The organism is Nonomuraea sp. NPDC004354 (assembly GCF_053602555.1).
Genome location: NZ_JBSGDV010000014.1, coordinates 23,964 through 47,271 on the forward strand (window position 1 = coordinate 23,964; position 23,308 = coordinate 47,271).

24 protein-coding genes are annotated in these 23,308 nt (G+C 71.6%); 10 read left to right on the top strand and 14 right to left on the bottom strand.

Translation table 11 applies throughout. The features are described from left to right. Positions 1–79: 79 nt before the first annotated feature. Positions 80–1,099, bottom strand: a complete 1,020-nt coding sequence (locus ACWENQ_RS31075; RefSeq protein ID WP_452417359.1) for a polyprenyl synthetase family protein — start codon at positions 1,097–1,099, stop codon at positions 80–82. A gap of 1,202 nt (positions 1,100–2,301) precedes the next feature. On the opposite strand from ACWENQ_RS31075, the gene ACWENQ_RS31080 reads away from it, so the two are divergent. Genes ACWENQ_RS31080 through ACWENQ_RS31100 form a run of 5 tightly spaced genes read left to right on the top strand, consistent with a single transcriptional unit; the run spans position 2,302 to position 4,409 of the window. After that, positions 2,302–2,607 (top strand): hypothetical protein, encoded by a 306-nt coding sequence (locus tag ACWENQ_RS31080; RefSeq protein WP_452417360.1) that lies wholly within the window; start codon positions 2,302–2,304, stop codon positions 2,605–2,607. After that, a complete protein-coding gene (locus tag ACWENQ_RS31085; RefSeq protein ID WP_354906951.1) occupies positions 2,604–3,008 on the top strand; it encodes a roadblock/LC7 domain-containing protein in 405 nt (134 codons plus the stop codon). Before ACWENQ_RS31080 ends, ACWENQ_RS31085 begins: the two co-directional genes overlap by 4 nt. Further along, positions 3,005–3,364 (top strand): DUF742 domain-containing protein, encoded by a 360-nt coding sequence (locus ACWENQ_RS31090; protein ID WP_354906950.1) that lies wholly within the window; start codon positions 3,005–3,007, stop codon positions 3,362–3,364. Before ACWENQ_RS31085 ends, ACWENQ_RS31090 begins: the two co-directional genes overlap by 4 nt. Further along, entirely contained in the window at positions 3,345–3,935 is a 591-nt protein-coding gene (locus ACWENQ_RS31095; RefSeq protein ID WP_354906949.1) for a GTP-binding protein, read from the top strand. The genes ACWENQ_RS31090 and ACWENQ_RS31095 overlap by 20 nt, the downstream gene beginning before the upstream one ends. A 24-nt stretch (positions 3,936–3,959) precedes the next feature. Then, positions 3,960–4,409 (top strand): Lrp/AsnC family transcriptional regulator, encoded by a 450-nt coding sequence (locus ACWENQ_RS31100; protein ID WP_354906948.1) that lies wholly within the window; start codon positions 3,960–3,962, stop codon positions 4,407–4,409. Positions 4,410–4,446: 37 nt separating this feature from the next. Here ACWENQ_RS31100 and ACWENQ_RS31105 read toward each other — a convergent pair whose 3' ends face one another. The 7 genes from ACWENQ_RS31105 to ACWENQ_RS31135 are packed head-to-tail and all read right to left on the bottom strand — an operon-like array spanning position 4,447 to position 11,929. After that, positions 4,447–5,268, bottom strand: coding sequence for a PIG-L deacetylase family protein (locus ACWENQ_RS31105; protein WP_452417362.1), 822 nt, complete (start codon positions 5,266–5,268; stop codon positions 4,447–4,449). A 44-nt stretch (positions 5,269–5,312) separates the two neighbouring features. After that, positions 5,313–6,284, bottom strand: a complete 972-nt coding sequence (locus ACWENQ_RS31110; RefSeq protein ID WP_452417363.1) for an N-acetylglucosamine kinase — start codon at positions 6,282–6,284, stop codon at positions 5,313–5,315. Continuing rightward, positions 6,281–7,540, bottom strand: a complete 1,260-nt coding sequence (locus ACWENQ_RS31115; protein WP_452417365.1) for a family 4 glycosyl hydrolase — start codon at positions 7,538–7,540, stop codon at positions 6,281–6,283. The genes ACWENQ_RS31110 and ACWENQ_RS31115 overlap by 4 nt, the downstream gene beginning before the upstream one ends. Beyond that, a complete protein-coding gene (locus ACWENQ_RS31120) occupies positions 7,537–8,424 on the bottom strand; it encodes a carbohydrate ABC transporter permease (protein ID WP_449925314.1) in 888 nt (295 codons plus the stop codon). The genes ACWENQ_RS31115 and ACWENQ_RS31120 overlap by 4 nt, the downstream gene beginning before the upstream one ends. Then, positions 8,421–9,341, bottom strand: coding sequence for a carbohydrate ABC transporter permease (locus ACWENQ_RS31125; protein WP_449925311.1), 921 nt, complete (start codon positions 9,339–9,341; stop codon positions 8,421–8,423). The genes ACWENQ_RS31120 and ACWENQ_RS31125 overlap by 4 nt, the downstream gene beginning before the upstream one ends. Next, complete coding sequence (locus ACWENQ_RS31130) at positions 9,338–10,681, bottom strand: extracellular solute-binding protein (protein WP_452417366.1); 1,344 nt, start codon at positions 10,679–10,681, stop codon at positions 9,338–9,340. Before ACWENQ_RS31130 ends, ACWENQ_RS31125 begins: the two co-directional genes overlap by 4 nt. Positions 10,682–10,729: 48 nt before the next feature. Continuing rightward, positions 10,730–11,929, bottom strand: a complete 1,200-nt coding sequence (locus tag ACWENQ_RS31135; protein WP_354906941.1) for an ROK family transcriptional regulator — start codon at positions 11,927–11,929, stop codon at positions 10,730–10,732. Between the two features lie 189 nt (positions 11,930–12,118). On the opposite strand from ACWENQ_RS31135, the gene ACWENQ_RS31140 reads away from it, so the two are divergent. The 4 genes from ACWENQ_RS31140 to ACWENQ_RS31155 all read left to right on the top strand — a co-directional run bounded on the left by ACWENQ_RS31140 (position 12,119) and on the right by ACWENQ_RS31155 (position 17,785). Continuing rightward, positions 12,119–14,347 carry a HelD family protein gene (locus ACWENQ_RS31140; protein WP_452417367.1) on the top strand — a complete coding sequence of 743 codons (2,229 nt, stop codon included), beginning with the start codon at positions 12,119–12,121 and terminating at the stop codon, positions 14,345–14,347. A gap of 498 nt (positions 14,348–14,845) precedes the next feature. Further along, positions 14,846–16,396, top strand: coding sequence for an apolipoprotein N-acyltransferase (gene lnt / locus ACWENQ_RS31145; protein ID WP_449925302.1), 1,551 nt, complete (start codon positions 14,846–14,848; stop codon positions 16,394–16,396). Further along, positions 16,396–17,139 carry a polyprenol monophosphomannose synthase gene (locus ACWENQ_RS31150; RefSeq protein WP_449925806.1) on the top strand — a complete coding sequence of 248 codons (744 nt, stop codon included), beginning with the start codon at positions 16,396–16,398 and terminating at the stop codon, positions 17,137–17,139. The genes lnt and ACWENQ_RS31150 overlap by 1 nt, the downstream gene beginning before the upstream one ends. Before the next feature lie 151 nt (positions 17,140–17,290). After that, entirely contained in the window at positions 17,291–17,785 is a 495-nt protein-coding gene (locus ACWENQ_RS31155; RefSeq protein WP_449925300.1) for an FxsA family protein, read from the top strand. 157 nt (positions 17,786–17,942) lie between these two features. On the opposite strand, the gene ACWENQ_RS31160 is transcribed toward ACWENQ_RS31155, so the two are convergent. The 4 genes from ACWENQ_RS31160 to ACWENQ_RS31175 all read right to left on the bottom strand — a co-directional run bounded on the left by ACWENQ_RS31160 (position 17,943) and on the right by ACWENQ_RS31175 (position 20,459). Beyond that, positions 17,943–18,287 carry an RNA polymerase-binding protein RbpA gene (locus ACWENQ_RS31160; RefSeq protein WP_183661557.1) on the bottom strand — a complete coding sequence of 115 codons (345 nt, stop codon included), beginning with the start codon at positions 18,285–18,287 and terminating at the stop codon, positions 17,943–17,945. 304 nt (positions 18,288–18,591) lie between these two features. After that, positions 18,592–19,215 carry a hypothetical protein gene (locus ACWENQ_RS31165; protein ID WP_449925296.1) on the bottom strand — a complete coding sequence of 208 codons (624 nt, stop codon included), beginning with the start codon at positions 19,213–19,215 and terminating at the stop codon, positions 18,592–18,594. 610 nt (positions 19,216–19,825) lie between these two features. Further along, on the bottom strand, positions 19,826–19,954 hold the full coding sequence (locus tag ACWENQ_RS31170) for a hypothetical protein (protein WP_452417368.1): 129 nt from the start codon (positions 19,952–19,954) through the stop codon (positions 19,826–19,828). Positions 19,955–19,958: 4 nt separating this feature from the next. Then, positions 19,959–20,459, bottom strand: coding sequence for a nuclear transport factor 2 family protein (locus ACWENQ_RS31175; protein ID WP_449925293.1), 501 nt, complete (start codon positions 20,457–20,459; stop codon positions 19,959–19,961). Between the two features lie 74 nt (positions 20,460–20,533). On the opposite strand from ACWENQ_RS31175, the gene ACWENQ_RS31180 reads away from it, so the two are divergent. Then, positions 20,534–21,076, top strand: a complete 543-nt coding sequence (locus ACWENQ_RS31180; RefSeq protein WP_449925290.1) for a winged helix-turn-helix transcriptional regulator — start codon at positions 20,534–20,536, stop codon at positions 21,074–21,076. Positions 21,077–21,114: 38 nt separating this feature from the next. Here the strand turns inward: ACWENQ_RS31180 and ACWENQ_RS31185 are convergent, their stop codons facing one another. Together ACWENQ_RS31185 and ACWENQ_RS31190 are read right to left on the bottom strand one after the other, a co-directional pair. After that, positions 21,115–22,479 carry an MFS transporter gene (locus tag ACWENQ_RS31185; protein ID WP_452417370.1) on the bottom strand — a complete coding sequence of 455 codons (1,365 nt, stop codon included), beginning with the start codon at positions 22,477–22,479 and terminating at the stop codon, positions 21,115–21,117. A gap of 10 nt (positions 22,480–22,489) precedes the next feature. After that, positions 22,490–23,290 carry a glycerophosphodiester phosphodiesterase gene (locus ACWENQ_RS31190; protein WP_452417371.1) on the bottom strand — a complete coding sequence of 267 codons (801 nt, stop codon included), beginning with the start codon at positions 23,288–23,290 and terminating at the stop codon, positions 22,490–22,492. Positions 23,291–23,308 lie beyond the last annotated feature (18 nt).

Here is a 23,308-nt window from a genome sequence, read left to right on the forward strand (position 1 = left end):
GGACCTCGCTCGGGAAGGGGCCTGGCTCTGCCTGACCGGCGGGCCGCCTGACGTGCGTGTCACGCGGCCCGGTGCGGGATCAGTGGGTGCGGTCGAGCAGGGAGGTGCACAGGGCGCGCAGCTCCGTGGCCGAGGGGAAGGCGCGATCGAGGATGTCGAGCGCCCGCGAGGCGTGGTCGGCGGCCATGGTGAGAGTCGTCGTCCGGCCGCCCGCCGCGTCGATGAGGTCGGCGGCCAGCCGTATCGTGTCCTCGTCGTCGGCGCCGCAGGCCAGCAGCGCCGACAGTTCGCGGCCCGCGGTGGAGTCCGAGGCGAGCGCGGCCAGCACGGGCAGCGTCTTCTTCCTGCGCCGCAGGTCGCCGAAGACGGGTTTGCCGGTGTGCGCGGGGTCGCCCCAGATGCCGAGCACGTCGTCCACCATCTGGAAGGCCAGGCCCAGCTCGAGGCCCATGTCGTGCATCCGCCGGGCCATCGGCTCGGGCGCGCCCGCGAGGGTGACGCCGAGAGCGGCGGCGCAGGCCAGCAGCGAGCCCGTCTTGTCGGCGGCCATGCCCGTGTACTCGGCCACGCTCACCGCGTCCTGGCCGGTCCACGGTCGTTCCTCGAAGGCCATGTCGTGCGTCTGCCCGTGCACCAGCCGTACCAGGGCCGCCGACAGCCATTCCGTGGTGGCGGCGGCGTGCGGGCCGGTCGCCACCGCCCTGATCGCCAGGGCCAGCAGCGCGTCACCGGCCAGGATGGCGGGGCCCACGCCGTAGGCCTTCCACACGGCCGGCTTGTGCCTGCGGCGCTCGTCGCTGTCGATGATGTCGTCATGGACGAGCGAGAAGGCGTGCACGAGCTCCACGGCGACGGCGCCCGGCACGGCGGTCTCCAACGTGCCGCCCGCGGCCTGCGCGCACAGCATCGCCAAGGCGGGTCGCAGCCCCTTGCCCGCGTCGCCGCGGATGGGTGTGCCGTCGATGTCGGACCAGCCCAGGGAGAAGGCGGCCATCCGCTCGCCCCACGGGTGCAGGTCGGCCACCGCCGCGCGCATGGCGGGTTCCAGCAGCTCCCGGCAGCGGGCGAGGATCTCGGCAGGAAGGGCGTACTCAGCCATGGATCCTCCGATGCACCGGCAGGAGGCCATCAATCGCCATGAAACTCCAACCTCCATAAGTAACGGCAGTCATGCGATACTCCGCGCGAACAATCATGAAGTATGCGAAGTGGGCGGAAAACGTCGACTGGCCGTCCGGCCCTCGAGGGCTCGTCGCCCCTTGCCGGACGTGGAGGTCGAAACCATCACTGGGCGGATCTTCGCGGTGGATATCTCTGGGTTTGTGCCAGCTTATGGCACCCCGTTCACCTCTGGCCTCGCCGCCCCTGAGGAGGGGATCTCTCGGGGCGGTTCGCGCGATGTGCGAGCTCTTCCGCTTGGTCGGACGTACGGCCGGCCGGGAGTGACGAGCTCGTAGGGCAGGGCCGACCCTGCCCGCCATGCCCCGCTCGCGTTGCATGGCCGACCCTGCTGGGCCGACCCTGCCCGCCATGCCCCGCTCGCGTTGCATGGCCGACCCTGCTGGGCCGACCGGGGCGAGCTTGCCGGCCGGGCGGCCGAGCTGCCGGGCCCGATGGCGTAGGCGCCGCCGCCAGGTCGCGGGTCGAGAGCGTCTCGGGGTCGGGTGGGACTGGTCGAGGGTGGTCGGCGTCTCGGGTCGGGCGGGCCGAGGGTGGGGTGGCGTCTCGGGTCCGGTGGGCTGAGGGTGGGACGGGGTCTCGGGTCCGGTGGACTGGTCGAGGGTGGGCCGCTCGGGTCGGGTGGGGCACGTGCGGGTGGGCTGGGCGACGGGTTGGGCGGGCTGACGGTGGGTGGTGTGGCGGTTCGAGTGGGGCGGCCTGAGGGTGGGGTGGTGTCCAGGGTCGCGTGGGACCGGCTGAAGGTAGCGGTGCCCCCGGCTCTGCTGGGCAGGCCCGAACGATTCGGGGCGGGATGGCCGAGCATCATGGCCGCTGCCGGCGCAGGGGACCACCGGGGAGAGCGCCGGCGGCGATGCGTCCCGGAAGGTCCCGCAACGGTAGGCGGCACGATGGTGGCCGGGCGCAGCCGCCGAACCAGGGACGTGAGAGAGAGCTTCCGGTGCTCCTGGGGAGGGGGCGACCTGAGGGGCGGCGTGCTGATACGATCTTGAATTGGTGCGCTACTAAATACCATTAAATGCGGTAATTGAGACTTTTACAGATTGTTGCAGCTTGAGTGAAAAATGTGGCGTTGCTAGGGTATCTGGAGTGGTGAGGCGCCGGGTGCGTGATCGTCCTGTGGTGAAAAACGTCTCGCTTGCGCACGTGCGTGGCGCGCGGTCGCGAGCAGAGGCCCTGTCCACTCCGCGCGCCGCCTTCCCCGCCGCCCCCGCCCCCGCCACGCCGCGCGACGGTGCGCACCTGCCCCGGGCCGCCGTTCCGCCCCCGACTCGCATCCGGGCCCGAGGCGCCGCGCCCGTCACCGAGGAGGCCATGTCACCGCAGGAGCAGCACGACCACGGAATGCGCGCGATCATGGGCACGTTCCGGTCGGGTACCTGTCCGGGCCGGACGCAGGCGGCCAAGCTGACCGAGGGAGAGGCGTGAGAGCAGGCCATACAACCGATCTGAACTGGCTTCTCGACGATCTGGCGGACCGCGTCGGGGAGGTGGAGCACGCCATCGTGCTCTCCTCGGACGGCCTGCTCATGGCCTCGTCGAGGGACCTGGACAGAACCGAGGGCGAGCACCTGTCGGCCGTCGCCTCAGGGCTGCAGAGCCTGGCCAAGGGCGTCAGCGAGCACGTCGGCGGGGGAGCCGTGCGCCAGACGGTCGTGGAGTGGCGCTCCCGCTATCTCATCGTGACCGTCGCAGGCGAGGGCGCGTGCCTGGCCGTGCTGTGCCTGCAGGACTCCGACATCGGGCTGGTCGCCTACGAGATGGCCATGCTCGTGGCCAGGGTCGGCCAGTACCTGACCTCTCCCGCGAGAGGAGAGGCGGCGCGATGACGGAGGAGGAGTGGGTCGACCCCGAGATCGTCAGACCGTATGTGGTGACGCGCGGCCGTACCGAACCCGTGAGGGGCTCCTTCGACCTGATCTCGCTGGCCGTCGCGGCAGGCGAACCGCCGGGGCCGGGCGCGGGCCTCGACCCCGAGCACCTGTCGATCGCCAGGCTGTGCCGCGAGCCGGTCTCCGTGGCGGAGATCGCCGCCGCCCTCGACCTGCCGGCGGGCACGATCCGTGTCCTGCTGGGTGACCTGTTCGACCAGGGGTTCGTCACCGTGCAAGATCCTCAACCCGAGGTGGACATGCAAGACGAGAGAATGTACAGGGCGGTGCTCGATGGTCTTCGGTCGCTCTGATCGGCGGCGGCTGCCGACCGCTGTCAAGATCCTCATCGCCGGCGGCTTCGGTGCGGGCAAGACGACCATGGTCGGCTCGGTCTCCGAGACCAGGCCGCTGCGCACCGAGGAGACGCTCACCGACCGTTCCACGGGCGTCGACGACACCTTCGGCGTGGAGGCCAAGCGCACCACGACCGTCGCCATGGACTTCGGCCGCATCACCATGGGCGACGACTACATGCTCTACCTGTTCGGCACGCCGGGGCAGGAGCGGTTCTGGTTCGTGTGGGACGAGCTGGCGCTGGGCGCGCTCGGCGCGGTCATCCTGGCCGACACCCGCCGCCTGGCCGACTGCTTCCCCTCCGTCGACTACTTCGAACGGCGCGGCACGCCGTTCGTGGTCGCCGTCAACTGCTTCGAGAGCGCGCCCGTCTACGAGCTGGCCGAGGTACGGCTGGCGCTCGGCCTCGACCCGTCGATCCCGATCGTGCTGTGCGACGCCCGCAAGCGCGACTCCAGCCGCGAGGTGCTCATCACACTGGTCGAGCATGCGATGAAGCTGCGCGCCCCCGTCGGGACCACGCCGTGACCATCTCCCGCTATTTTTGATCGGATGGAGGAGATCGACCGCCGGATCGTCACGCTGCTGGCCAGAGACGGCCGGATGAGCTTCACCGACCTGGCCAGGGAGACCGGACTGTCCGTCTCGGCGGTGCACCAGCGGGTCCGCCGCCTGGAGAAGCGCGGCGTCGTGCGCGGCTACACCGCGCTGGTCGACCACGACGCCATCGGGCTGCCGTTGACCGCGTTCGTGTCGATCAAACCGATCGACCCGGCCGCGCCGGACGACGCCCCCGAGCGGCTGGCCCATCTGAGCGCCATCGAGGCCTGCCACAGCGTGGCGGGGGAGGAGAGCTACATCCTCAAGGTGCGCGTCGCCTCCCCGATCGCGCTGGAGGAGCTGCTGCAGCACATCCGCGCCTCCGCGAACGTCTCCACGCGCACGACGGTGGTGCTCAGCACGCCGTACGAGCACCGCCCGCCGGAGCTGGAGGAGACCTGACGGCCGCCGGGGGCGGCGCGGGAGCGGGCGTCGCGGGTCAGGCGCCGAAGACGGGCAGCAGCCTGCGCAGCTCCTCCTCGCCGATCTGCCGCCCGTAGGCCGCCCGTTCGAAGGTCTCGGCGTGCCGTACGGCCGCGGCGTGGCCGGCGCCGTAGCGCTCCTGCAGCGCGGGGCGCGCCGCCTCCGGGGCGGCCACGAACCGCGCCCAGTGCTCGGCCACGAACGCGCGTCCCGCCGCGGTGTCGCCCGCCGCGGGCGCCTGGTCGGAGAAACCGCGCTGCCATGGCGCGTACTCCAGGAACTGCGAGGCGTGCGCCAGGCAGCCGTCCAGTTTGGCCTCCAGCACCTCGTCGACGTCCACGGCGATCTCGTGCCGGTGGAAGGCGGCCGCGGCGTAGTCGGTCATGACCAGGCAGAGCGGCGGGCGCGGCAGCGGCGGCCCGCCCGCGGCCACGTTCCTGTTGGTGACGAAGGCGACGGCGTCCTCCACCAGGCGCCCGGCCGCGCGGTTGTCGGGGTGGCCGGGACCGTGGCCGTGGAGGGCGATCACGACGTCGGCGCGCCAGCCGCGGATGGCCGCGATCACCCTGGCGCGGGTCGCGACGGTGGCCTCCAGCTCGCCGTCGTGGGTGTCCCACACGTCGTAGGCGATCACGCCGAGCGCGTCGGCGGCGCGCCATGCCTCCTGCGCCCTGCGCGCCGCCAGCGGCGCCCGGTCCATCTCGTGGTGACCGGCGTCGCCGTTGGTCAGCGTCAGGAACTTCACCGCGTGCCCCGCCCTGGCCAGCAGCGCGGCCGTGCCTCCCGCGTAGATCTCGGGCTCGTCGGGGTGCGCGCCGACGACCAGGGTGCGCAACATGCTGCCTCCGGGTAAACCGTCTGGATACTTTCCAGACGGTTAGCCTAGAGGGTGCCGCCGTAGTGCCCGCGCAGGCGGGCCTTGGCCGCCTCGCCCGCACCGAGCAGGTCCAGCCCGTTCAGCGCGGCGCCGACGATCGGCGGCAGGTCGGAGACCACGAGCTTGGCCTGCGGCGCCCGCGCCGCGAACCGCTCGTCGAGCAGCTCGCTCAGCATCGGGTCACGCGCGCGCAGCACGCCGCCGCCGAGCACCACCTCCGTCGGCGTCTCCAGCAGCTCCAGGCGGCGCAGGCAGACCTCGGCCATCACCACGATCTCCTCGGCCTGCCGCTCGACCAGCGACCTGGCGATCGCGTCGCCGGCCGCGGCCACCCGGAACAGCCCCGGCGTCAGCCCGTGCAGGCTGAGCTGCTCCAGGTCGCCGACGTGCAGCCCGAGCACCACCTCCTCGACCGTGGACGTGCCGTAGTGCTCCTTGACCAGGGCGGCCAGCCCCGTGGGCGCGCCCCTGCCGTCCTCGGCCCGCGCGGCGTACCACAGCGCCTCCTCGGCCAGACCGAGCCCGCCGCCCCAGTCGCCGCTGATCTTGCCGAGGGCGGGGAAGCGGGCGACCTGGCCCGTGGGCGAGATGCCCACCGCGTTGATCCCGGCGCCGCACACCACCGCCACGCCCCAGGGGCCCGACGCCCCGGCGCGCAGCAGGGCGAAGGTGTCGTTGCCGACCACGACCTCACCGGCGAAGGAGCGCGCGGCGAACTCGTCGCTCAGCGTCTCCTCCTCCGCCGGCAGGTCGGCCCCCGCCAGGTAGGCGGCCAGCAGATCGGCGTACGGCGGCGCCTGCGACGGGCCGAGGGCCTGCCGTACGGTCTCCTCCACGACGTCGGCGGCCGCGCTCACACCCGCGCTCTGCGGCAGGAACGCCCCGCCGCGGCCGGTGGCCAGGACGGTGCCGTCCTCGGCCACGAGCGCCACGTCCGTCTTGCTGTTGCCGCCGTCGACCGCGAGCACGGTCCTCACGACACCACCCACGGCAGGTGCGCCCGGTTGGCCTCGAGCAGCAGGCGGGTCAGCTCGCCCGCGACGGCCTCCTGGCCGACCAGCGGGTGGGCCAGCAGCGCGTTGCGGACCCTGTCCTCGCCGCCGTGCAGGGCGGCCTCCAGGGCCAGGCTCTCGTAGGCCGACACGGCCGCGATCAGGCCCGCGTACAGCGGCTCCACCGCCGGCATCGGCAGCGGTACGGCTCCCGCCGCCCCGATCGTGGCGGGCACCTCGATGACCGCCTCGTCGGGCAGGAACGGCAGCGTCCCCCCGTTGCGCACGTTGACGACCTGGGCGTCGCGCCGGTCGCCGAGCAGCGAGGCGACGAGCGCCACGGCAGCCTCGGAGTAGAACGCGCCGCCCCGCCGCTCCAGCAGCTCGGGCTTGGTGTCGACGGCGGGGTCGGCATACAGCCGGAGCAGCTCGGCCTCCATCGCGGCCACCTCGGCGGCCCGCGAGGGTTTGGCCCGTTGCTCCTCGACCACCAGGTCGTGGGCGTAGAAGTAGCGCAGGTAGTAGGAGGGCACCACGCCCAGCCGGCGCACCAGCTCGACCGGCAGCCTGAGGTCGTCGGCGATCTCCTGCCCGTGCCGGGCCAGCAGCGCGGGCAGCACGTCGGCGCCGTCGACCAGGATGGAGCGCTCCCATGTCAGGTGGTTGAGCCCGACGTGACCGAGCGACACCCGCTCAGGCGCGACGCCGAGGTATCCGGCGAAGCGCCGCTGGAAGCCGATGGCGACGTTGCACAGCCCGATCGCGCGGTGCCCGGCGTCGAGCAGCGCGCGCGTCACGATCCCGACGGGATTGGTGAAGTCGACGATCCACGCCTCGGGCGCGTGGCGGCGCACCTGCTCGGCCAGCTCGAGCACCACCGGCACGGTGCGCAGCGCCTTGGCCAGGCCGCCCGCGCCGGTGGTCTCCTGGCCCACGCAGCCGCACCGCAGCGGCAGGGTCTCGTCGACCTCCCGCGCGGCCTGCCCGCCCACGCGCAGCTGGAACAGCACGGCCTGCGCGCCGGCCACGCCCTCGCTGACGGAGGAGGTGGCGGTCACCGTCGCCGGGTGCCCCTCGCGGGCCAGCATCCTGCGCGAGACCCCCGCGACCAGCTCCAGGCGGGCGACGTCCGGATCGACGAGCGCGATCTCGGTGAGCGGCAGCTCGTCGCGCAGCCGGGCGAAACCGTCGATCAGCTCCGGTGTGTACGTCGAGCCGCCCCCGACAACGGCGAGTTTCAACCCTTCACTCCTGTCAATGTGACGCCCTCGATGAAGACTCTCTGGGCGAAGAAGAACACGATGATCACCGGCATGGTCACCAGGAGGGTGGCGGCCATGGTCAGGTTCCACTGCACGCTGTGGAAGGCCTTGAACGTCGCCAGGCCGAGAGACAGTGTCCAGTTGTCCTGGTTGATGCCGGTGTAGAGCAGCGGGCCGTAGTAGTCGTTCCAGCAGTAGAAGAACTGGAACAGCGCCACCGCGGCGATCGCGGGCCTGGCCATGGGCAGGATCACCCTGACCAGCGTGCGGAGGTCCGAGCAGCCGTCGACCCTGGCCGCGTCGGTGTAGTCACGCGGGATCGTGATGAGGAACTGCCGCAGCAGGAAGATGGAGAAGGCGTCGCCCAGCAGCATCGGCAGGATGAGCGGCCACAGCGTGTCGGTGAGCCCGACCCTGGCCCACACCAGGTAGATCGGCACCGCGACGACCTGAGGCGGCAGCATCATCGTGGCGATCACCAGCAGGAAGGCCAGCCGCCTGCCGCGGAAGCGGAACCTGGCCAGCGCGTAGGCCACCGGCACCGACGACAGCAGCATGAACAGCGTCCCGAGCCCGGCGTACATGAGCGTGTTGAGCGTCCAGCCCAGCAGGTGCGAGCGGGCGAAGACGTCGGCGAAGTTGGACCAGGCGAACGACTCGGGCCACAGGTTGCCGGTCAGCGCCTGCTCGTCGCTCATCAGCGCGGTCAGGCCCACCAGCACGAGCGGCCCCAGGAACATCACCGCCAGCGCCACCGCGATCGCGTGGGTGGCGATCCAGCTCAGCGCCTTGCGCCGGCCGGCCCGCACCCGCGCCGGCCGTATCGTCCCGGCCGGCTGCCGGGCGGTCAGCGTGGTGCTCACGAGAGGACCTCCTCGGCCTTGCGGAACTGGCGCAGCAGGATCAGGGTGAAGATCATGGACGTGCCGAACAGCACCAGCGCGAGCACCGAGGCGTAGCCCATGCTGAAGTCGCGGAAGCCCACGTGGAACAGCCACTGCGGCAGCGTCAGCAGCGACTGCTCGGGATAGCCGGGGGTGAACGTGCTGCCGGCCGAGTCGGTGGCACCCGAGGCGACCCTGGAGGCGATCATCGCCTGCGTGAAGTACTGCAGGGCGTAGATGACGGCGGTGACGGCCGAGAACATCAGCACCGGCGAGATCGTCGGCAGCGTGATGCTGCGGAACTGCCGCCAGGAGCCGGCACCGTCGATCGCCGCCGCCTCGTACAGGTGCCTGGGCACGTCTAGCAGCGCCGCCAGGAAGATCACCATGGTGTTGCCGCAGCCCCAGAGGGCCAGCATGGTGAGGCTCGGCTTGGACCACGACGGGTCGCCGAACCAGTCGGGGCCGCTGATCCCGATCCACGACAGGATCTGGTTCGTCGGGCCGAGCGGGTTCAGCAGGAAGACGAACGCCACCGTGCCCGCCACCATCGGCACCAGCGTCGGCAGGTAGAAGACGGTGCGGAAGAAGCCCGCCCCCGCCTTCACCTTGGTGAGCAACTGGGCGACGGCCAGCGAGAAGAGCACCTGCGCGGGCACCATGAAGACGACCAGCCACAGCGTGTTCTTGGCCGAGATCCACACCCGCTCGTCCTGCAGGAGGTAGCGCCAGTTGTCCAGGCCTGCCCACTTCAGCGTGAACAGGTCGTAGTCGGTGAAGGAGAAGTACACGACAGAGATCAGCGGGTAGACGAAGAAGATCGAGAAGCCCGCGATCCACGGGGAGAGCCACAGGAGGGCGCGCAGGCCCTCCCGCCGCTTCGGCCTGGCTCTCATCCGCCTGACAGCTTCAGCTTGTCGTTGATGCGCTTGTCGACGCCCTTCAGCCCGGCGTCGAGGTCCGTGACCGCGCCCTTCTCCCAGCTGGTCAGGAAGGTGGAGAAGGCGTCCTGGTTGAAGACGCTGTTGACCGACGCGGGCAGCGTGCTGGTCTTCGGGTGGGCGAAGATGCCGAGGAAGGTCTTGAAGTTGGCGTCGGCCGCCAGCCGCGGCGACTCCATCGCCGCCTTGGTGGTCGGCACGTTGCGCAGCGCGTTGGACAGCGTCACCAGACTGTCGGTGTCGGTGGTGAGGTGCTTGATCAGCTCCCACGCGTGCTGCGGGTTCTTGGCGCCCTTCGGCACGCCGATCACGGTGCCGGCGGTGAAGCCGCTGCCGTACAGCTCGGGCTTGTCGTCGGCGACGGGCAGCGGGGCCGTGCCGTAGTCGAGCGACTTGGCCTTGGAGTCGTTGGCGATCATGGCGTTGCGCCACTCGCCGTCGAGGATCATCGCGACCTGGCCCTTGAAGAACGGGTGGGCCGAGCCCCACTCGTCGCCGAGGCTGCGCCGGAACTTCTCGAGGTTGGCGTAGCCGTACCAGTCGACCAGTTCCTTCTGCCAGGTCAGCAGCTGCTTCCAGGCGGGATCGGTGCCGATGGCCGAGGTGCCGTCCTCGTTGTACCACTTCGCGCCGACCATCGGGCCGAGGTGGGAGGGGGAGTTCTCGTAGTACTGGAAGCTGGGGACGAAGCCGGCCACCTTGATCGTGCCGTCGGCGTTCCTGACGGTCAGCTCCTTGGTGAGCTTGGTCAGCTCCGACAGCGTCCTGGGCGGCTCGTTGCCCTTCATGAGGGCCTTGTTGTAGTAGAGGCCGTAGGCGTCGGCCAGCAGCGGCATCGTGCAGCGCCTGCCCCCGAACTCGGTGTAGGAGCGCGAGGCCTCCGGCAGCACGGTCAGGTCGATGCCGTCCTGCTTGATGACCGGCGTGAGGTCCTGGAAGGCGCCGGTCTTGCACCACAGGGCCACGTTGTCGGTGGTGAAGGAGGCGGCCACGTCGGGCGCCTTGCCGCTGCGGATGGCCTGGGTGATCTGGTCGTCCTGGACGGCCTTGGTGACCTTGACGGTGATCTGCGGGAACTTCTTGTTGAAGCCGGCGATCGCCTCGTCGAAGGCCTTGACCTCGGCGTCGGTCTGGAACCCGTGCCAGAGCTCGATGGTGGCCGGGGGAAGTGCCTGCGAGGCGGCGCCCGAGGGCTTCGGCTGGGCGCCGAGCGAGGGCGGCGCCTCCTTGCCCGCCGTACACGCGGTCAGCGCGAGAGCGGTGAGCCCTGCGGCCGCAACTGGGACGAAACGCACTGGGGGGTGCCTCCCTGCTTCTCTGCGGTAGGAACGGTGGAGCTGCTTCTATGCGGTGGGAACGGTGGAGCTGAAGACCTCTTCACGTGTGGTGTCGAGGGCGAGGTCGAGGGCGCCGGCCAGCACCGGGTTGCCCTCGACGCTCGACAGCCGTACGGCGGGGCGGGGGATGGTCAGCGCGTGCAGCTCGTGCTCGATGAGCTCGCGCAGCGTCTCGCCGCCGGCCAGCACGATGCCGCCGGTCATCACGATGAGCCCGGGGTCGAGCACGCTGGTGATGGCCGCCAGGCCCACGGCCAGGCGGGCGGCGATGTCGCGCAGGCCCGCGCGGGCGTCGTCGGCCTTCTTGCCGGTGCCGGCGGCCGCGCGGACCGCCGCCGTGACGGCCTGCCGGAAGTCGGTGCCGCGCACGCCGTACGAGCGCAGCAGCCTGAGCACGGCGGGGCCGCCGGTGAGCGCCTGGTAGCCGTGGTTGGCGTAGTGTCCCGCCTCGCGCGCGGTCGGCGCGCCGGGGGCGGGCATGTAGCCGACCTCGCCCGCGCCGCCCGTCGCCCCGCGGTGCATCCGCCCGCCGAGCACGACGGCCGAGCCGATGCCCTCGTCGGCCCACAGCAGTACGAAGTCCTGGTGGTCGCGCGCGGCCCCGTGGGCCTGCTCGGCCACGGCCACCAGGTTGACGTTGTTCTCCACGTCGACGGGCACGCCGAGGCCCGCGTTGAGGGTCGGCACCAGGTTGGGGATCTGCCAGCCCGGCATGTCCTTGGCGGTGGCGTAGCCGAGGCGGCCCGTGGTGGGGTCGATCGCGGCCTGGACGCCGATGACGACCCTGCGCAGCGGTCCCGGCGAGCCGGCCCCCTCGAGGGCGGCGCGCAGCCGGTCGATGAGGCTGTCGGCGGGGCGGCGGGAGGTGGGCAGGACGTGCGAGCCGACGATCTCACCGGTGATGTCGGCGACGCGGGCCTCGATGCGGTCGGGGGCGACGTCGAGCGCGGCCACGTACGCCGCGGCCGGGTTGATCCGGTACAGCTCGGCCGTACGGCCCGGCAGACCCTCCCTGATGCCGTCGAGCACCACGAGGCCGGCCTCCTGCAGCCGTGACAGCAGCTGCGAGGCGGTCGGCTTGGACAGCCCGGTGAGCGTGCCGATCTCGGGCCTGGTCAGCGGCCCGCGGTCCAGCAACGCCTGGAGCGCGGCGCGGTCGTTGATCGCGCGCAACAGGCTGGGAGTTCCAGGAACCGGACCGCTCACGCGTTGTCACCCCATTGGAGTTAGGAAACTTTCCTAACTCACAATGGACGTGAAGAAGCCATACAGTCAAGCGGTGAGATGAAGACGTGATGTCAGCGGCTCAACGGACCTGATAAGGTAGCGATTTGTTGCCACAACAGTAAGAAAGGCCCGGAGCGTCCCATTACTACCAACATTAACGGTACGGCCATGACTCGTCAAACCGAGGTGGCCAGAGAGCAGGAGTACGTCTCCCGGCTGTACGGACGTCTGGACGTCCTCCGCGAGCGAACGCAGCAGCAGCTCAAGGACGTGCTGGCAACCGGGGCGGTCGGCACCCAGCAGAACAGGTCCGAACGCGACTCCTTCGCGGGCATGTACGCCGCCAGGCTGGCCCGGCTGTGGGCGGTCGAGCGGGGCCTGGTCTTCGGCCGGCTCGACCACGTCGAGGAGGGCCGCCTCTACATCGGCAAGCTCGGCCTGAGCGACGACGAGCAGGACCGGATGCTGATCGACTGGCGCGCCCCCGTCGCCCAGCCCTTCTACCGGGCGACCCCCACCTCCCCGATGGGCGTGACGCGCCGGCGCCACCTGCAGACGCGCGGCCGCACGGTGGTCGGCGTCGACGACGACCTGCTCGACCTCGACGGCCTCAGCGACGACGACCGGGCCACGCTGAACGGCGAGGCCGCCCTGCTGGCCGCCCTCGACGAGAAGCGCACCGGACGGATGCGCGACATCGTGGCCACCATCCAGGCCGAGCAGGACCGCGTCATCCGCGCCGACCTCAACGGGGTGCTGGTGGTCCAAGGCGGGCCGGGCACCGGCAAGACCGTCGTCGCCCTGCACCGGGCCGCCTACCTGCTCTACACCCACCGCGAGCGGCTCGAACGGCGCGGCGTGCTCATTCTCGGCCCCGGCCTGACCTTCCTGCGCTACATCGAGCAGGTGCTGCCCTCGCTCGGCGAGACCGACGTGCTGCTGTCGACGGTCGGCGAGCTCTTCCCCGGCGTCAGCGCCACCGCCAGGGAGCGGCCCGAGGTCGCCGCCGTCAAGGGGGACGTGCGGATGGCCGAGGTCATCGCGCGTGCCGTCCGCGACCGGCAGCGGGTGCCGCGCCAGCCGATCGAGCTGCCTCTCGGCCGTCAGACGCTCACCCTCGACCAGCGCATGATGGACAACGCCAGGAACAAGGCGATCCGCTCGCGGCGCAGCCACAACCAGGCGCGCGCGGTGTTCGTCCGCACGATCCTCAACGCGCTGGCCAGGCAGCTGGCCAAGAAGCTCGGCAAGGGCCTCATCGACGACGACGAACTGGCCGACCTGCGCGAGGACCTGCGCACCGAGCCCGTTGTCAAGAGCGCGCTCAACCGGCTGTGGCCCTACCTGACGCCGCAGCGGCTGCTGCTCGGCCTGTACGGCTCGGCCGAACGCCTCGACTACGCCGCCGCCGGCCTCAGCCGTGAGGAACGCGCCCTGCTGCGCCGCTCGTCCACCGAGTGGACCGAGTCGGACGTGCCGCTGCTCGACGAGGCCGCCGAACTGCTCGGCGAGATCGACGAGCAGGTGCTGCGCGCCACCGCCCTGCAGGCGGAGGAGGAGCTGGCCGCCGCCCGCGCCGCCCAGGAGAGCGAGCGGGAGGCCGAGCTCGCCTACGCGCGCGAGGTGCTCGAGCTGACCGGGCTGTCCGACGTCATGGACGCCGAGCGGCTGGCCGAGCGCCAGCGCGGCGACCAGCCGTACCTGACGACGGCCGAGCGGGCCGCCGCCGACCGCACCTGGGCCTACGGCCACGTGATCGTCGACGAGGCGCAGGAACTGTCGCCGATGGCGTGGCGGGCGGTCATGCGGCGCTGCCCCACCAGGTCGATGACCATCGTCGGCGACATCGCCCAGACCGGCTCCAGCGCCGGCGCCCGCTCGTGGGGCCAGGTGCTCGATCCGTATGTCGCGGGCCGCTGGCGGGAGGAGACCCTCACCATCAACTACCGCACCCCCGTGGAGCTGATGGAGGTCGCCTCGCGGGTGCTGGCCACCATCGACCCCGCGCTGCGCGCTCCCACCTCCGTGCGGGACAGCGGCGCGCGGCCGTGGTCCGCGCCGCTGTCCGACCTGCCCGAGCTGGCGCGCCAGGAGGCCGGCGACGGCGGCAGGGTCGCCGTGCTCGCCCCCGACGCGCTGCTGGACAAGGTGGCCGAGATGGCCGGCGGCGCCACCGGCAGGGACGCGCTCGACGCCGCCGTGGCCGTGCTCGGCGTCACCGAGGCCAAGGGCCTGGAGTTCGACTCGGTGATCGTCGCCGAGCCCGGCCAGATCCTCGGCCAGTCGCCGCGCGGCGCCAGCGACCTGTACGTGGCGCTCACGCGGGCCACCCAGCGCCTCGGCGTCGTCCACGAGGGCCCGCTGCCCGAGCCGCTTCACGGACTCGCGGGGAGATGAGCGCATTAGACTGAGCTCGCCGAGCATGTCCTAGCTGCGAAAACTTGAGGTTTCCGCTGATCGGGACACGGTTGACATCTGAGTTGGAGTCGGTAGTTTGCTGCCCAGTCCAGCACGGGACTTGGCCGGTTGGCCGTCTCTGACATCGTCGGACCCTGCGTCCGTGACGGAGCGTGACTCCGTCCATACAGCCAGGTGCAGGGCCGTCGGTCCGTCGAGTCGGGGCACCCCAACCGGGCGGGGGGTTGGACCCGGGACGGGCCCGGTCGCCCAGTAGACAACGGAACCCCGCGCTCGCCGCCGACGAGACGGATCCGGTCCGAAGGGTTTCCGGGCCCTCTTCCCGCTCCCGTGTGCTCGGATCACACCGCTAGCGGGTGATCCCATGGCATCCGTCTGCCACGGGATCACCCTGCCAGTGCCTTCCTTTGGGGGTCGGCCGCCTCGGGCGGTAGCGTTTCCCGCATCAGGATGCGACTGGCGAGGAGAACCCCGGCCGTGGTGCAGGAGAAGCAGGGCGTCACGGCGCCCACCGGGCCGGACGGCGCCCCCCGACGGCTGCTGTGGGGCAGACTCGCCGCGGCGGCTCTCGGCGGCCTGCTGTTGTTCCTGGCCTTCCCGCCGCTCAGCTGGTGGCCGTGCGCGCCACTCGGCATCGGCCTGGTCGCCCTCAGCCTGTACGGCTGCCGCCCCCGCCGCGCCGCCTGGCTCGGCTACGTGGCCGCGCTCGTCTTCCTGCTGCCGGCGCTGGCCTGGGTCAGGCCGATCGGCCTGGACGCCTGGCTTGCTCTGGTGGCCGTCGAGAGCCTCTTCTACGCGGCCATGGCCGCGGCCGCCGCCCTGGTGATGCGGCTGCCGCTGTGGCCGCTGTGGTTCGCCGCCCTGTGGGTGGCCATGGAGTGGGCGCGCAGCCTGTTCCCCGTCGGCGGGTTCCCGTGGGCGCGGGTGGCCTTCAGCCAGGGCGAGACGCCGTTCACCGGGTTCGCCGCGCTGGGCGGCGTGCCGCTCGTCTCGTTCGCGGTGGCGCTGTGCGGGGCGCTGCTGGCCTGCGCCGTCGTGCGGGCCGGGCGGGCCGGGCGGGCCAGGCGGGTCGTGCCCGTGGCGCTGGCGCTGGCCGTACCTCTGCTGGGGCCGGCCGTCCCGCGCCCCGCCGACGAGGGCAGGAGCGTCAACATCGGCATCGTGCAGGGCAACGTGCCGGGGCAGGGGATGTACGCGCTCGGCGACGAGCCGGCCATCGTGCTGCGCAACCACGCCAACGGCACGCACGAGCTCGCGCGGGCCGTGCGCGAGGGCCGGCTGCCCAAGCCCGACCTGGTCGTCCTGCCGGAGAACTCCACCGACATCGACCCCTACCGCGACGCGACGGCCCGCCAGATCATCGACGCCTCCGTCAAGGACGTCGGCGTGCCGACCCTCGTGGGCGCGGTCGTGGCGATCGGCGACGAGAACCGCGCCACCCGCAGCCTCGTGTGGGACCCGGTCACCGGGCCCGGCGCCTACTACGACAAACAGCAGCTGGTGCCGTTCGGCGAGTACACGCCGTTCAAGGAGATCTTCCTGGCCCTGTTCGAGCGGGCCAACCTGGTCGGCAGGCAGTCCGTGGCGGGCGACAGGCCGGGCGACCTGCGGATGGGCCCGGTGACCATCGGCGCCGTCAACTGCTACGAGGTCGCCTTCGACGGGGTGGTGCGCGACACCGTCCGGGCCGGCGGCACCCCGCTCGTCGTCCAGACCAACAACGCCACCTACGCGCTGTCGAACCTGCCGCCCCAGCAGCTGGCCATGTCGCAGCTGCGCGCCGTCGAGCACAACAGGGCGGTGGTCACCGCGGCGACCACCGGAATCTCCGCATATGTCACTCCTGACGGTAAGGTCGCCTGGCAGACGAAGGAGCGCGTCGCCGCCACGAACGTCGTCAAGGTTCCCGTGCGCACGCGGGCGACGATCGCCACGCGCGTGGGCGCCGCACCTGAGTGGGCACTGTTGATAGTAGGAGCGGTCGCGATCGGCGTGGCCGCCTGGCGCCGCAGGGGAGAGGATCGATGATGGAGCAGACGCTCGGCCGGGTGCTCGTCGTCGTCCCCACCTACAACGAGCGGGAGAACCTCCCCCTGATCGCCGGACGGCTCCGCACGGCGCTGCCCGACGCGCACCTGCTGATCGCCGACGACAACAGCCCCGACGGCACCTCCGAGGTCGCCGACGAGTTGGCCGCCGCCGACGACCACATCCACGTCCTGCACCGGCCCGAGAAGCAGGGCCTCGGCGCCGCCTACATCGACGCCTTCCACTGGGGCATGGCCCAGGGCTTCGACGTGCTGGTCGAGATGGACGCCGACGGCTCCCACCAGCCGGAGGAGCTGCACAAGCTGCTCGCCGCCCTCGCCGACGGCGCCGACCTGGTGATCGGGTCGCGCTGGGTGCCGGGCGGGAAGGTGCTCAACTGGCCGAGCCACCGCGAGCTGCTGTCCAGGGGCGCCAACGTCTACGTGCGGCTCATGCTCGGGCTGCCGGTCCGCGACGCCACGGCCGGCTTCCGCGCCTACCGGGCCGCGGCGCTGGAGAAGATCGGGCTGGCCGACGTGGAGTCGCAGGGCTACTGCTTCCAGGTCGACCTCACCCTCCGGACGGCCAGGCACGGGCTGCGGGTGGTGGAGGTGCCGATCACGTTCGTCGAGCGGACCCACGGCACCAGCAAGATGAGCGGCAAGGTCATGTACGAGGCGTTCTGGCGCGTCGGCGTCTGGGGCGTCACCGGCCTGCCCGCCCGCCTGCGCCGCCACCGCTGACGACGTTTCCCCCGGGGCGTCCCCTGAGTCCCCCGGGGCGTCCCTGAAGTCCCCCCGGGCTTCCCTGAGCCTTCGGTGGCCGTGGAACGTCCACGGGGCGACGGGCGTTACTACGAGGTGAACGCCTTCCGCTCGCGCGAATGAGGAAACGATGGTCCGGCTCCTGCTCTTCCTGGCCTTCCTGGTCGTCCCTGTCCTGGAGATCTGGCTGCTCATCCAGGTCGGATCGGTGATCGGTGGCTGGGCCACGGTCGCGTTGCTGATCGCCGACAGCCTGTTCGGCGCCTGGCTCGTGCGCCGCGAGGGCCGCAGGGCGTGGCGCAGCCTGCAGGAGTCGCTCCAGTCGGGGCGGATGCCCGACAAGGAGCTGGCCGACGGCGGGCTCATCCTGGTCGGCGGCGCGCTGCTGCTGACGCCCGGCTTCCTCACCGACGTGTTCGGGTTCCTGTGCGTGCTGCCGTTCACGCGGCCGGCGATGCGGCGGTTCGGCTCGTGGTTCTTCGCGCGGCGGGTCAAGGCGATGGCGGCCGCTTCGCCGTACGCGAACCTCGGGGTGCCGTTCCCGCGTACCGACGGCTTCGCCGGCGGCGGCACGGGCACGCCCGACGGCAAGGTCGTGCACGGCGAGGTGCTGCGCGAGGACTGACCGCACCGCGGGCCGCCCGCCCCACCGCAAGCCGTGGGTGCGGCGGCCTGGGGGCCACTCGGCGGGCCCTGGCCGGCCCCTGGCTGACGAACCGGTGGGCATGGAAAACGCCCCGGACCGTTGCGGTCCGGGGCGTTCCAGCGTCACCGTGAGGAGGTCAGGCGCTCTTGCGTCGCTGCGCGCGAAGGATCGCCAGCCTCTCGTTGAGCACCTCTTCCAGGTCTTCGATGGACCGCCGCTCCAGCAGCATGTCCCAGTGCGTCCGCGGTGGCTTCGCCTTCTTGGCCTCGGGTAGCTCGCCGTCCACGCGGACCGCGGTCGCGCCGCACATGCGGCACTCCCAGGTCGCGGGGATCTCTGCCTCGGCTGCAAGCGGAACCTCGAAGCGATGCCCCTTCGAACAGGTGTAGGACACCTCCTGGCGCGGGGCCAGATCCGTGTTACGGTCGTTCTCGTAGCTGGTTGCCCCGAGCCTGGTGCCACGAAGTGCGCGCTCGCCCATGTTTTAATGCCTCCTACAGGGCCCCCGTCGGGGGGGTCTGTCTCCCACGGTGTCTAACGCTTGATACCGTGAGTGGATTCCCACCCAAGGGGTGATCCAATCGCGCTTTTTGCGATGAGGGGTTTCACCGGCGCCCGGCGAGATCGTCGGTGGGCACGCCGATCCCGGCTGTCGTAGCCCTGGCCTCGTCAAGCGCGTCGGACACCGTCGCCCCTGCTGTCTCACGCGCCGCGCGACGCGGTGGACGGATCCGCGCGGTGCCGTACTCGCTCCTCCGCCCTCCTGCCGTCGTCGCGTGGCTGCCTCAGGCCGGCACGGCCGCCTCGACGGGCGCCGCGGAACGGCCCTTGGCCAGCGCGATCGCCAGCCACAGCCCGCCGACCGCGATCAGCGCGCCATGCGCGATGCGCAGCGCGTAGAGCGGCGCGAAGAACTGGGGGATGAACAGCGCGAACCCCGCGGCCAGCGGCACGCCGCTCCACGCGGGCAGCGTTCCCGACCGCCACACGGACACCGCCGTCATGATCGCTCCGACGCCCAGCAGCGCGAGACCGAGCGCGAACATCGTCGCCGCCAGCGGGTCGTAGCGGAACTCGCCCGCCAGTTCCATCAGCGCGGGCGTGTTGTCCCGCAGCGCCCGCCGGGCGATCACGTGGAGGCCGAAGTCCTCGGCGCCGTAGTAGGGGAGCGTGAGGCCCGCCCCGGTCCAGGTCACCACCGCGGCCCGGAAGGAGAGGCGGTCCTTCAGGATCCGGTGCAGGCCGAGCGCGGCCAGGCCGAGCAGGACGAATCCGATCATGGCCGCCAGGTGGCCGAGCACCCACGCGGTGGCCGACATGGCGGCGGCGTCGTCCCCTGACGGGCGCACGGCCGGATAGACGAGGAAGAGAACGCCGGTGACGGCATAGGCCGCCTGGGTGAGCTTCACGGGGACTCCAAGGGTGAGGGGAGAGGTGCTCTCCTGTGAGAGCAATGCTCTCGTTTGGGAGCGAACGCTGTCAAGAGCGGTGCTCTCTTCAGTGATTGACGCTCTGCATATGGGGATGTGCTCTCAGGATCGCCCATGAAGACGTCATGCAGTAGTGCCACAATCTGCTGGCCCGGCCGGTACGGCTGGCTCCTGGCGTCAGGGGTGGCGGCAGCGGCCGGGCTGGCCGGGATCGCGCTGGGGGCCGACCCCCTGGTCGCGCTGTGGTACGTGTCGGTGACCGTCGACAGCGGCCTGATCGTCTTCGGGCTGGCCTCGCTGGCGGCCACGGTCGAACACCTCCACGCGGCCAGGGGTGACCTGGCCGCCCAGGCGCCGGCGGCCGAGCGGGACCGGGTCCACAGGCAGCTGGGGCGGCGCCTTCGCGACGACCTGACGGCGATCGGCTTCCTGCTCAGGAACGGCGACGTGGACGGCGCCGTCGAGCTCGCCAGGAGCGCGCCGGCCAGGGTGCGGGCGCCGGGCATCCGGCCGGAGACGGACCCCGGCGCCGGCGGCTCCAGGGCGCCGGGGCAGGCGGCCGGCGGGCGGCCCGCGCCCGGTGTGGCCCTTACCGTGGAGTCGCCGAGGGCGGCGCGACGCCGGCCACCACCTCGAGGTCGTCCTCGTGCGAGAGCAGCTCGGCCAGGGCCTCGCGCGGGATGTGCATGTCCTCGGCGAGAAGGACCTTCAGCGGCATGTCCTCATTGTGGCCTGCGCCGCGACGCCCTGGTGACGAGCGGTACCAGCGTCCTGTCGCCGCTCTCGGTCATGAACACCAGCGGCCTCGTCGCCGCGCCGACCAGCGCGGCCAGGCCGTTCCTGCCCTTGGCTCTGGCCAGTCCAGGTCCGAGCGCGGCCATGAGCCTGGTGAGGGCGGGCAGTGGCCGGACGAACATGGTGATCTCGGTGATCAGTCCGTCGTCGCCGAATCTGAGCAGGGCCGCCTCCTCCATCGTGGTCGCGCCGAGCGAGGCGGTGGCGGCGAGCATGCGGGTCCGGTCGTCGCCCACGTCGGTGTGGTAGCGGAGCCCGTCGATCACGGAGAACACGACACCGAACAGGGCGCGCACCTCGTCGCGGCGGTGGAAGCCGGCGCGGGCGCTGAGCGGGGAGTGGAAGACCACCTCGGGGGCGAGGGTGGCCATGAGCGCGTCGAGGTCCTTCTTCTCTCCTGCTTCCCGGTAGGGGAGTGCGATGCTCATCGTGACCTCCGGTCAGGTTAGTCCTGAATGTGAACTTGGTAAGGTTCACTTTAGCAACTGACTATGCTGGGGTCATGAACAGGTTCGGGGACATGCACTGCTCGATCGCGCAGGCGGTGGGGGTCGTCGGCGAGCCGTGGACGCCGCTGATCCTGCGTGACCTGTTCCTCGGCGTGCGCAGGTTCGACGAGCTCGCGCAGGACCTGGGCATCTCCCGCAACCTGCTGACCGCCAGGCTGGAGCGGCTGGTGGAGGCGGGCGTGGTCGAGCGGCGGCCCTACCAGGAACGGCCGGTGCGCCACGAGTACCACCTGAGCGAGGCGGGGCGCGAGATCGTGCCCGCGCTGGTCACGCTGATGGCCTGGGGAGACAAGTGGTCCACGCCGCCCGGCGGTCCGCCCGCGCTGCTGCGCCACTCCTGCGGGGAGCTGTTCACGCCCGTGGTCACCTGCCCCCACTGCGGCGGCGAGGCGACCGCCGAGACGATCACGGTCCTGCCGGGCCCGGGCGCCGCCCAGGGCCCCGGCACGATGGTGCTGGCCACCCCGGCGGGCCTGGGCCGGCGGCGCCCCGGCGGGCCGGACCCGAGGTCGTCCGGCGAGCCGGAGCGCGGCTAGCCCGGCAGGTCGGACCAGGGGTTGTGGCGGGCGGGGGTTCAGACCCGCTCGGGCACCTCGTTGCCCGCCGCGCGGATCGCCTGGGGCAGGTTGACGGCCGCCAGCAGCGCGCCGCCGAGCACGAAGAAGACGACCAGCGAGACGATGCCGAGGCGGTAGCTGTCGGTCAGCTGCAGCGCCAGGCCGAGGGTGAACGAGCCGAGGAAGGTCGAGCCCTTGTCGCTGATCTCGTAGAGGCTGTAGTACTCGGCCTCCTTGCCGCGTGGGATCACGTGCGAGAACAGCGAGCGCGACAGCGCCTGGGTGCCGCCCATGACGATCGCGATGGCGAAGCCCAGCGCGAAGAAGGCCGTGGCCGAGCCCCTGGGCAGGAAGTAGGCCACGCACACGACCGCCGTCCAGGCCACCAGCGCGGCCAGCACCACCCGCTTGGCGCCGAGCAGCGTCGCCAGGCGGCTGAGCAGCAGGGCGCCGCCGAACGCCACGAACTGCACCATGAGGATCGCGGCGATCTGCACGGTCTTGTCCAGGCCCAGCTCCTTGTCGGCGTACGTCGCCGAGAAGGAGATGACGGTCTGCACGCCGTCGTTGTAGAGCAGGTAGGCCACGAGGAAGGCCAGCGTGAGCGGGTAGCGGTGCAGGCCCATCACGGTCCTGCCGAGCTGGCGGAAGCTGCCCACGACCGCCTGCCCCGCCGTCTCTCCCGTGGCGATCTCGCCGCGCCTGTTGCGCAGCCGCAGCAACGGGATGATCGTGAAGCCGCCCCACCACAGCCCGGCCGAGCTCAGCGCGATGCGCGCCGCGGTGGCGCCGTCCAGGCCGAAGGACTCGGCCCGCAGGAACAGCACCAGGTGGACGGCCAGCAGCAACCCGCCGCCGAGGTAGCCGAAGCCCCAGCCCATGCCCGAGACCCGGTCGCGCTCGGCGGGCGTGGCGATCTCCGGCAGGAAGGAGTTGTAGATGACGAACGCGCACGCGAACCCGACGTTGGCGATCAGGAACAGCGCGCCGCCCAGCAGGTAGCGCCCGTCGCTGACGAACCAGAAGCAGACCGTCGCCGCCGCGCCCAGCATGGCGAAGAAGCCCATCAGCTCCTTCTTGCGCCCCGTGTGGTCGGCCAGCGCGCCCGCGATCGGCATCAGCACGATCTGCAGCACCGCCGCCACCCCGACCACGAAGGAGTAGTAGGCGCTGGGCCGCACGTCCATGCCGAGCACGTCCACGTACGGCGCGCCGGCCGCCGCCGTCTCGGCGATGTCGGTCAGGTACGGCCCGAGGAAGACCGTCAGCACGGTGGTGGGGAAGGCGGAGTTCGCCCAGTCGTACCAGTACCAGCCGCGCTGCTCTCGGCGGCGGGCGGCGGGGGAGTCGTCGGAGACGGCAGGGGAGGAGGGGACTGCCAAGGGAGAACTCCTAGGCTGCGAGCTGGCCGGGGTGCCAGAGGCCGCGCCGGTCGAGGACCTCGCGCAGGCCGGAGATGTTGTCGGTCATGATGCCGTCGACACCCAGGTCGAGGAGCTGGTCCATGCGCAGGGTGTCGTTGATGGTCCACACGTGGACCTGCATGCCGAGGGCGTGCGCCGTACGCACCAGGGACCGGGTGGTGACGCGCAGCCCGCGGAAGCCGACCGGCACCTGCGCGCAGGGCACGCCGGAGCGGGCCAGCCGGGCCAGCACGCGGCCGTAGCCGGAGGTGGTGGCCGCGGCGCGCAGGGCGGCCACGCCGCGGGGGCCGAGCGCCGAGCAGACCTCGCGGCCCATCGCGGCGCGCGCCCTGGCCAGCCGCTCGTCGGAGAAGGAGGTCAGGCAGATCCTGTCGTAGGCGTTCGTCCGCCTGACCATCGCGGCCAGCGGCTCGATCGTGCCCGCCTCCTTGACGTCGATGTTGAAGCGCGCCTCGGGGAAGGAGCCGATCAGGTCCTCCATCAGCGGGATGTCGTGGACGCCGCCGATGCGGGCGTGCCTGACGACCCGGTACGGCAGCTCGGCGATCTTCCCCCGATGGCTGGTCACCCGGTCGAGGGTGTGGTCGTGGAAGGCCAGCAGCACGCCGTCGGAGGTGGCGTGGGCGTCGGTCTCCAGGTAGGTGTAGCCGAGCTCGACCGCCCGCTCGAAGGCCGCGGCGGTGTTCTCGTGCCCCTCGAGGGCGCCGCCGCGGTGCGCGAAGGCCAGCGGGCCGGGATGATCAAGGAAGGCGAAGCGACGGCTGAACACACGGCGAGTATGCCGGTT

Bases quoted from the DNA above. Each gene is read 5' to 3' on its own strand.
- ACWENQ_RS31125 (WP_449925311.1), bottom strand. From the start codon at position 9,341: ATGAGAGCCAGGCCGAAGCGGCGGGAGGGCCTGCGCGCCCTCCTGTGG.
- ACWENQ_RS31075 (WP_452417359.1), bottom strand. From the start codon at position 1,099: ATGGCTGAGTACGCCCTTCCTGCCGAGATCCTCGCCCGCTGCCGGGAG.
- ACWENQ_RS31095 (WP_354906949.1), top strand. From the start codon at position 3,345: ATGGTCTTCGGTCGCTCTGATCGGCGGCGGCTGCCGACCGCTGTCAAG.
- ACWENQ_RS31100 (WP_354906948.1), top strand. From the start codon at position 3,960: ATGGAGGAGATCGACCGCCGGATCGTCACGCTGCTGGCCAGAGACGGC.
- ACWENQ_RS31150 (WP_449925806.1), top strand. From the start codon at position 16,396: ATGGAGCAGACGCTCGGCCGGGTGCTCGTCGTCGTCCCCACCTACAAC.
- ACWENQ_RS31170 (WP_452417368.1), bottom strand. From the start codon at position 19,954: ATGCCGCTGAAGGTCCTTCTCGCCGAGGACATGCACATCCCGCGCGAG.
- ACWENQ_RS31155 (WP_449925300.1), top strand. From the start codon at position 17,291: ATGGTCCGGCTCCTGCTCTTCCTGGCCTTCCTGGTCGTCCCTGTCCTG.
- ACWENQ_RS31180 (WP_449925290.1), top strand. From the start codon at position 20,534: ATGAACAGGTTCGGGGACATGCACTGCTCGATCGCGCAGGCGGTGGGG.
- ACWENQ_RS31140 (WP_452417367.1), top strand. From the start codon at position 12,119: ATGACTCGTCAAACCGAGGTGGCCAGAGAGCAGGAGTACGTCTCCCGG.
- ACWENQ_RS31175 (WP_449925293.1), bottom strand. From the start codon at position 20,459: ATGAGCATCGCACTCCCCTACCGGGAAGCAGGAGAGAAGAAGGACCTC.
- ACWENQ_RS31105 (WP_452417362.1), bottom strand. From the start codon at position 5,268: ATGTTGCGCACCCTGGTCGTCGGCGCGCACCCCGACGAGCCCGAGATC.
- ACWENQ_RS31090 (WP_354906950.1), top strand. From the start codon at position 3,005: ATGACGGAGGAGGAGTGGGTCGACCCCGAGATCGTCAGACCGTATGTG.
- ACWENQ_RS31160 (WP_183661557.1), bottom strand. From the start codon at position 18,287: ATGGGCGAGCGCGCACTTCGTGGCACCAGGCTCGGGGCAACCAGCTAC.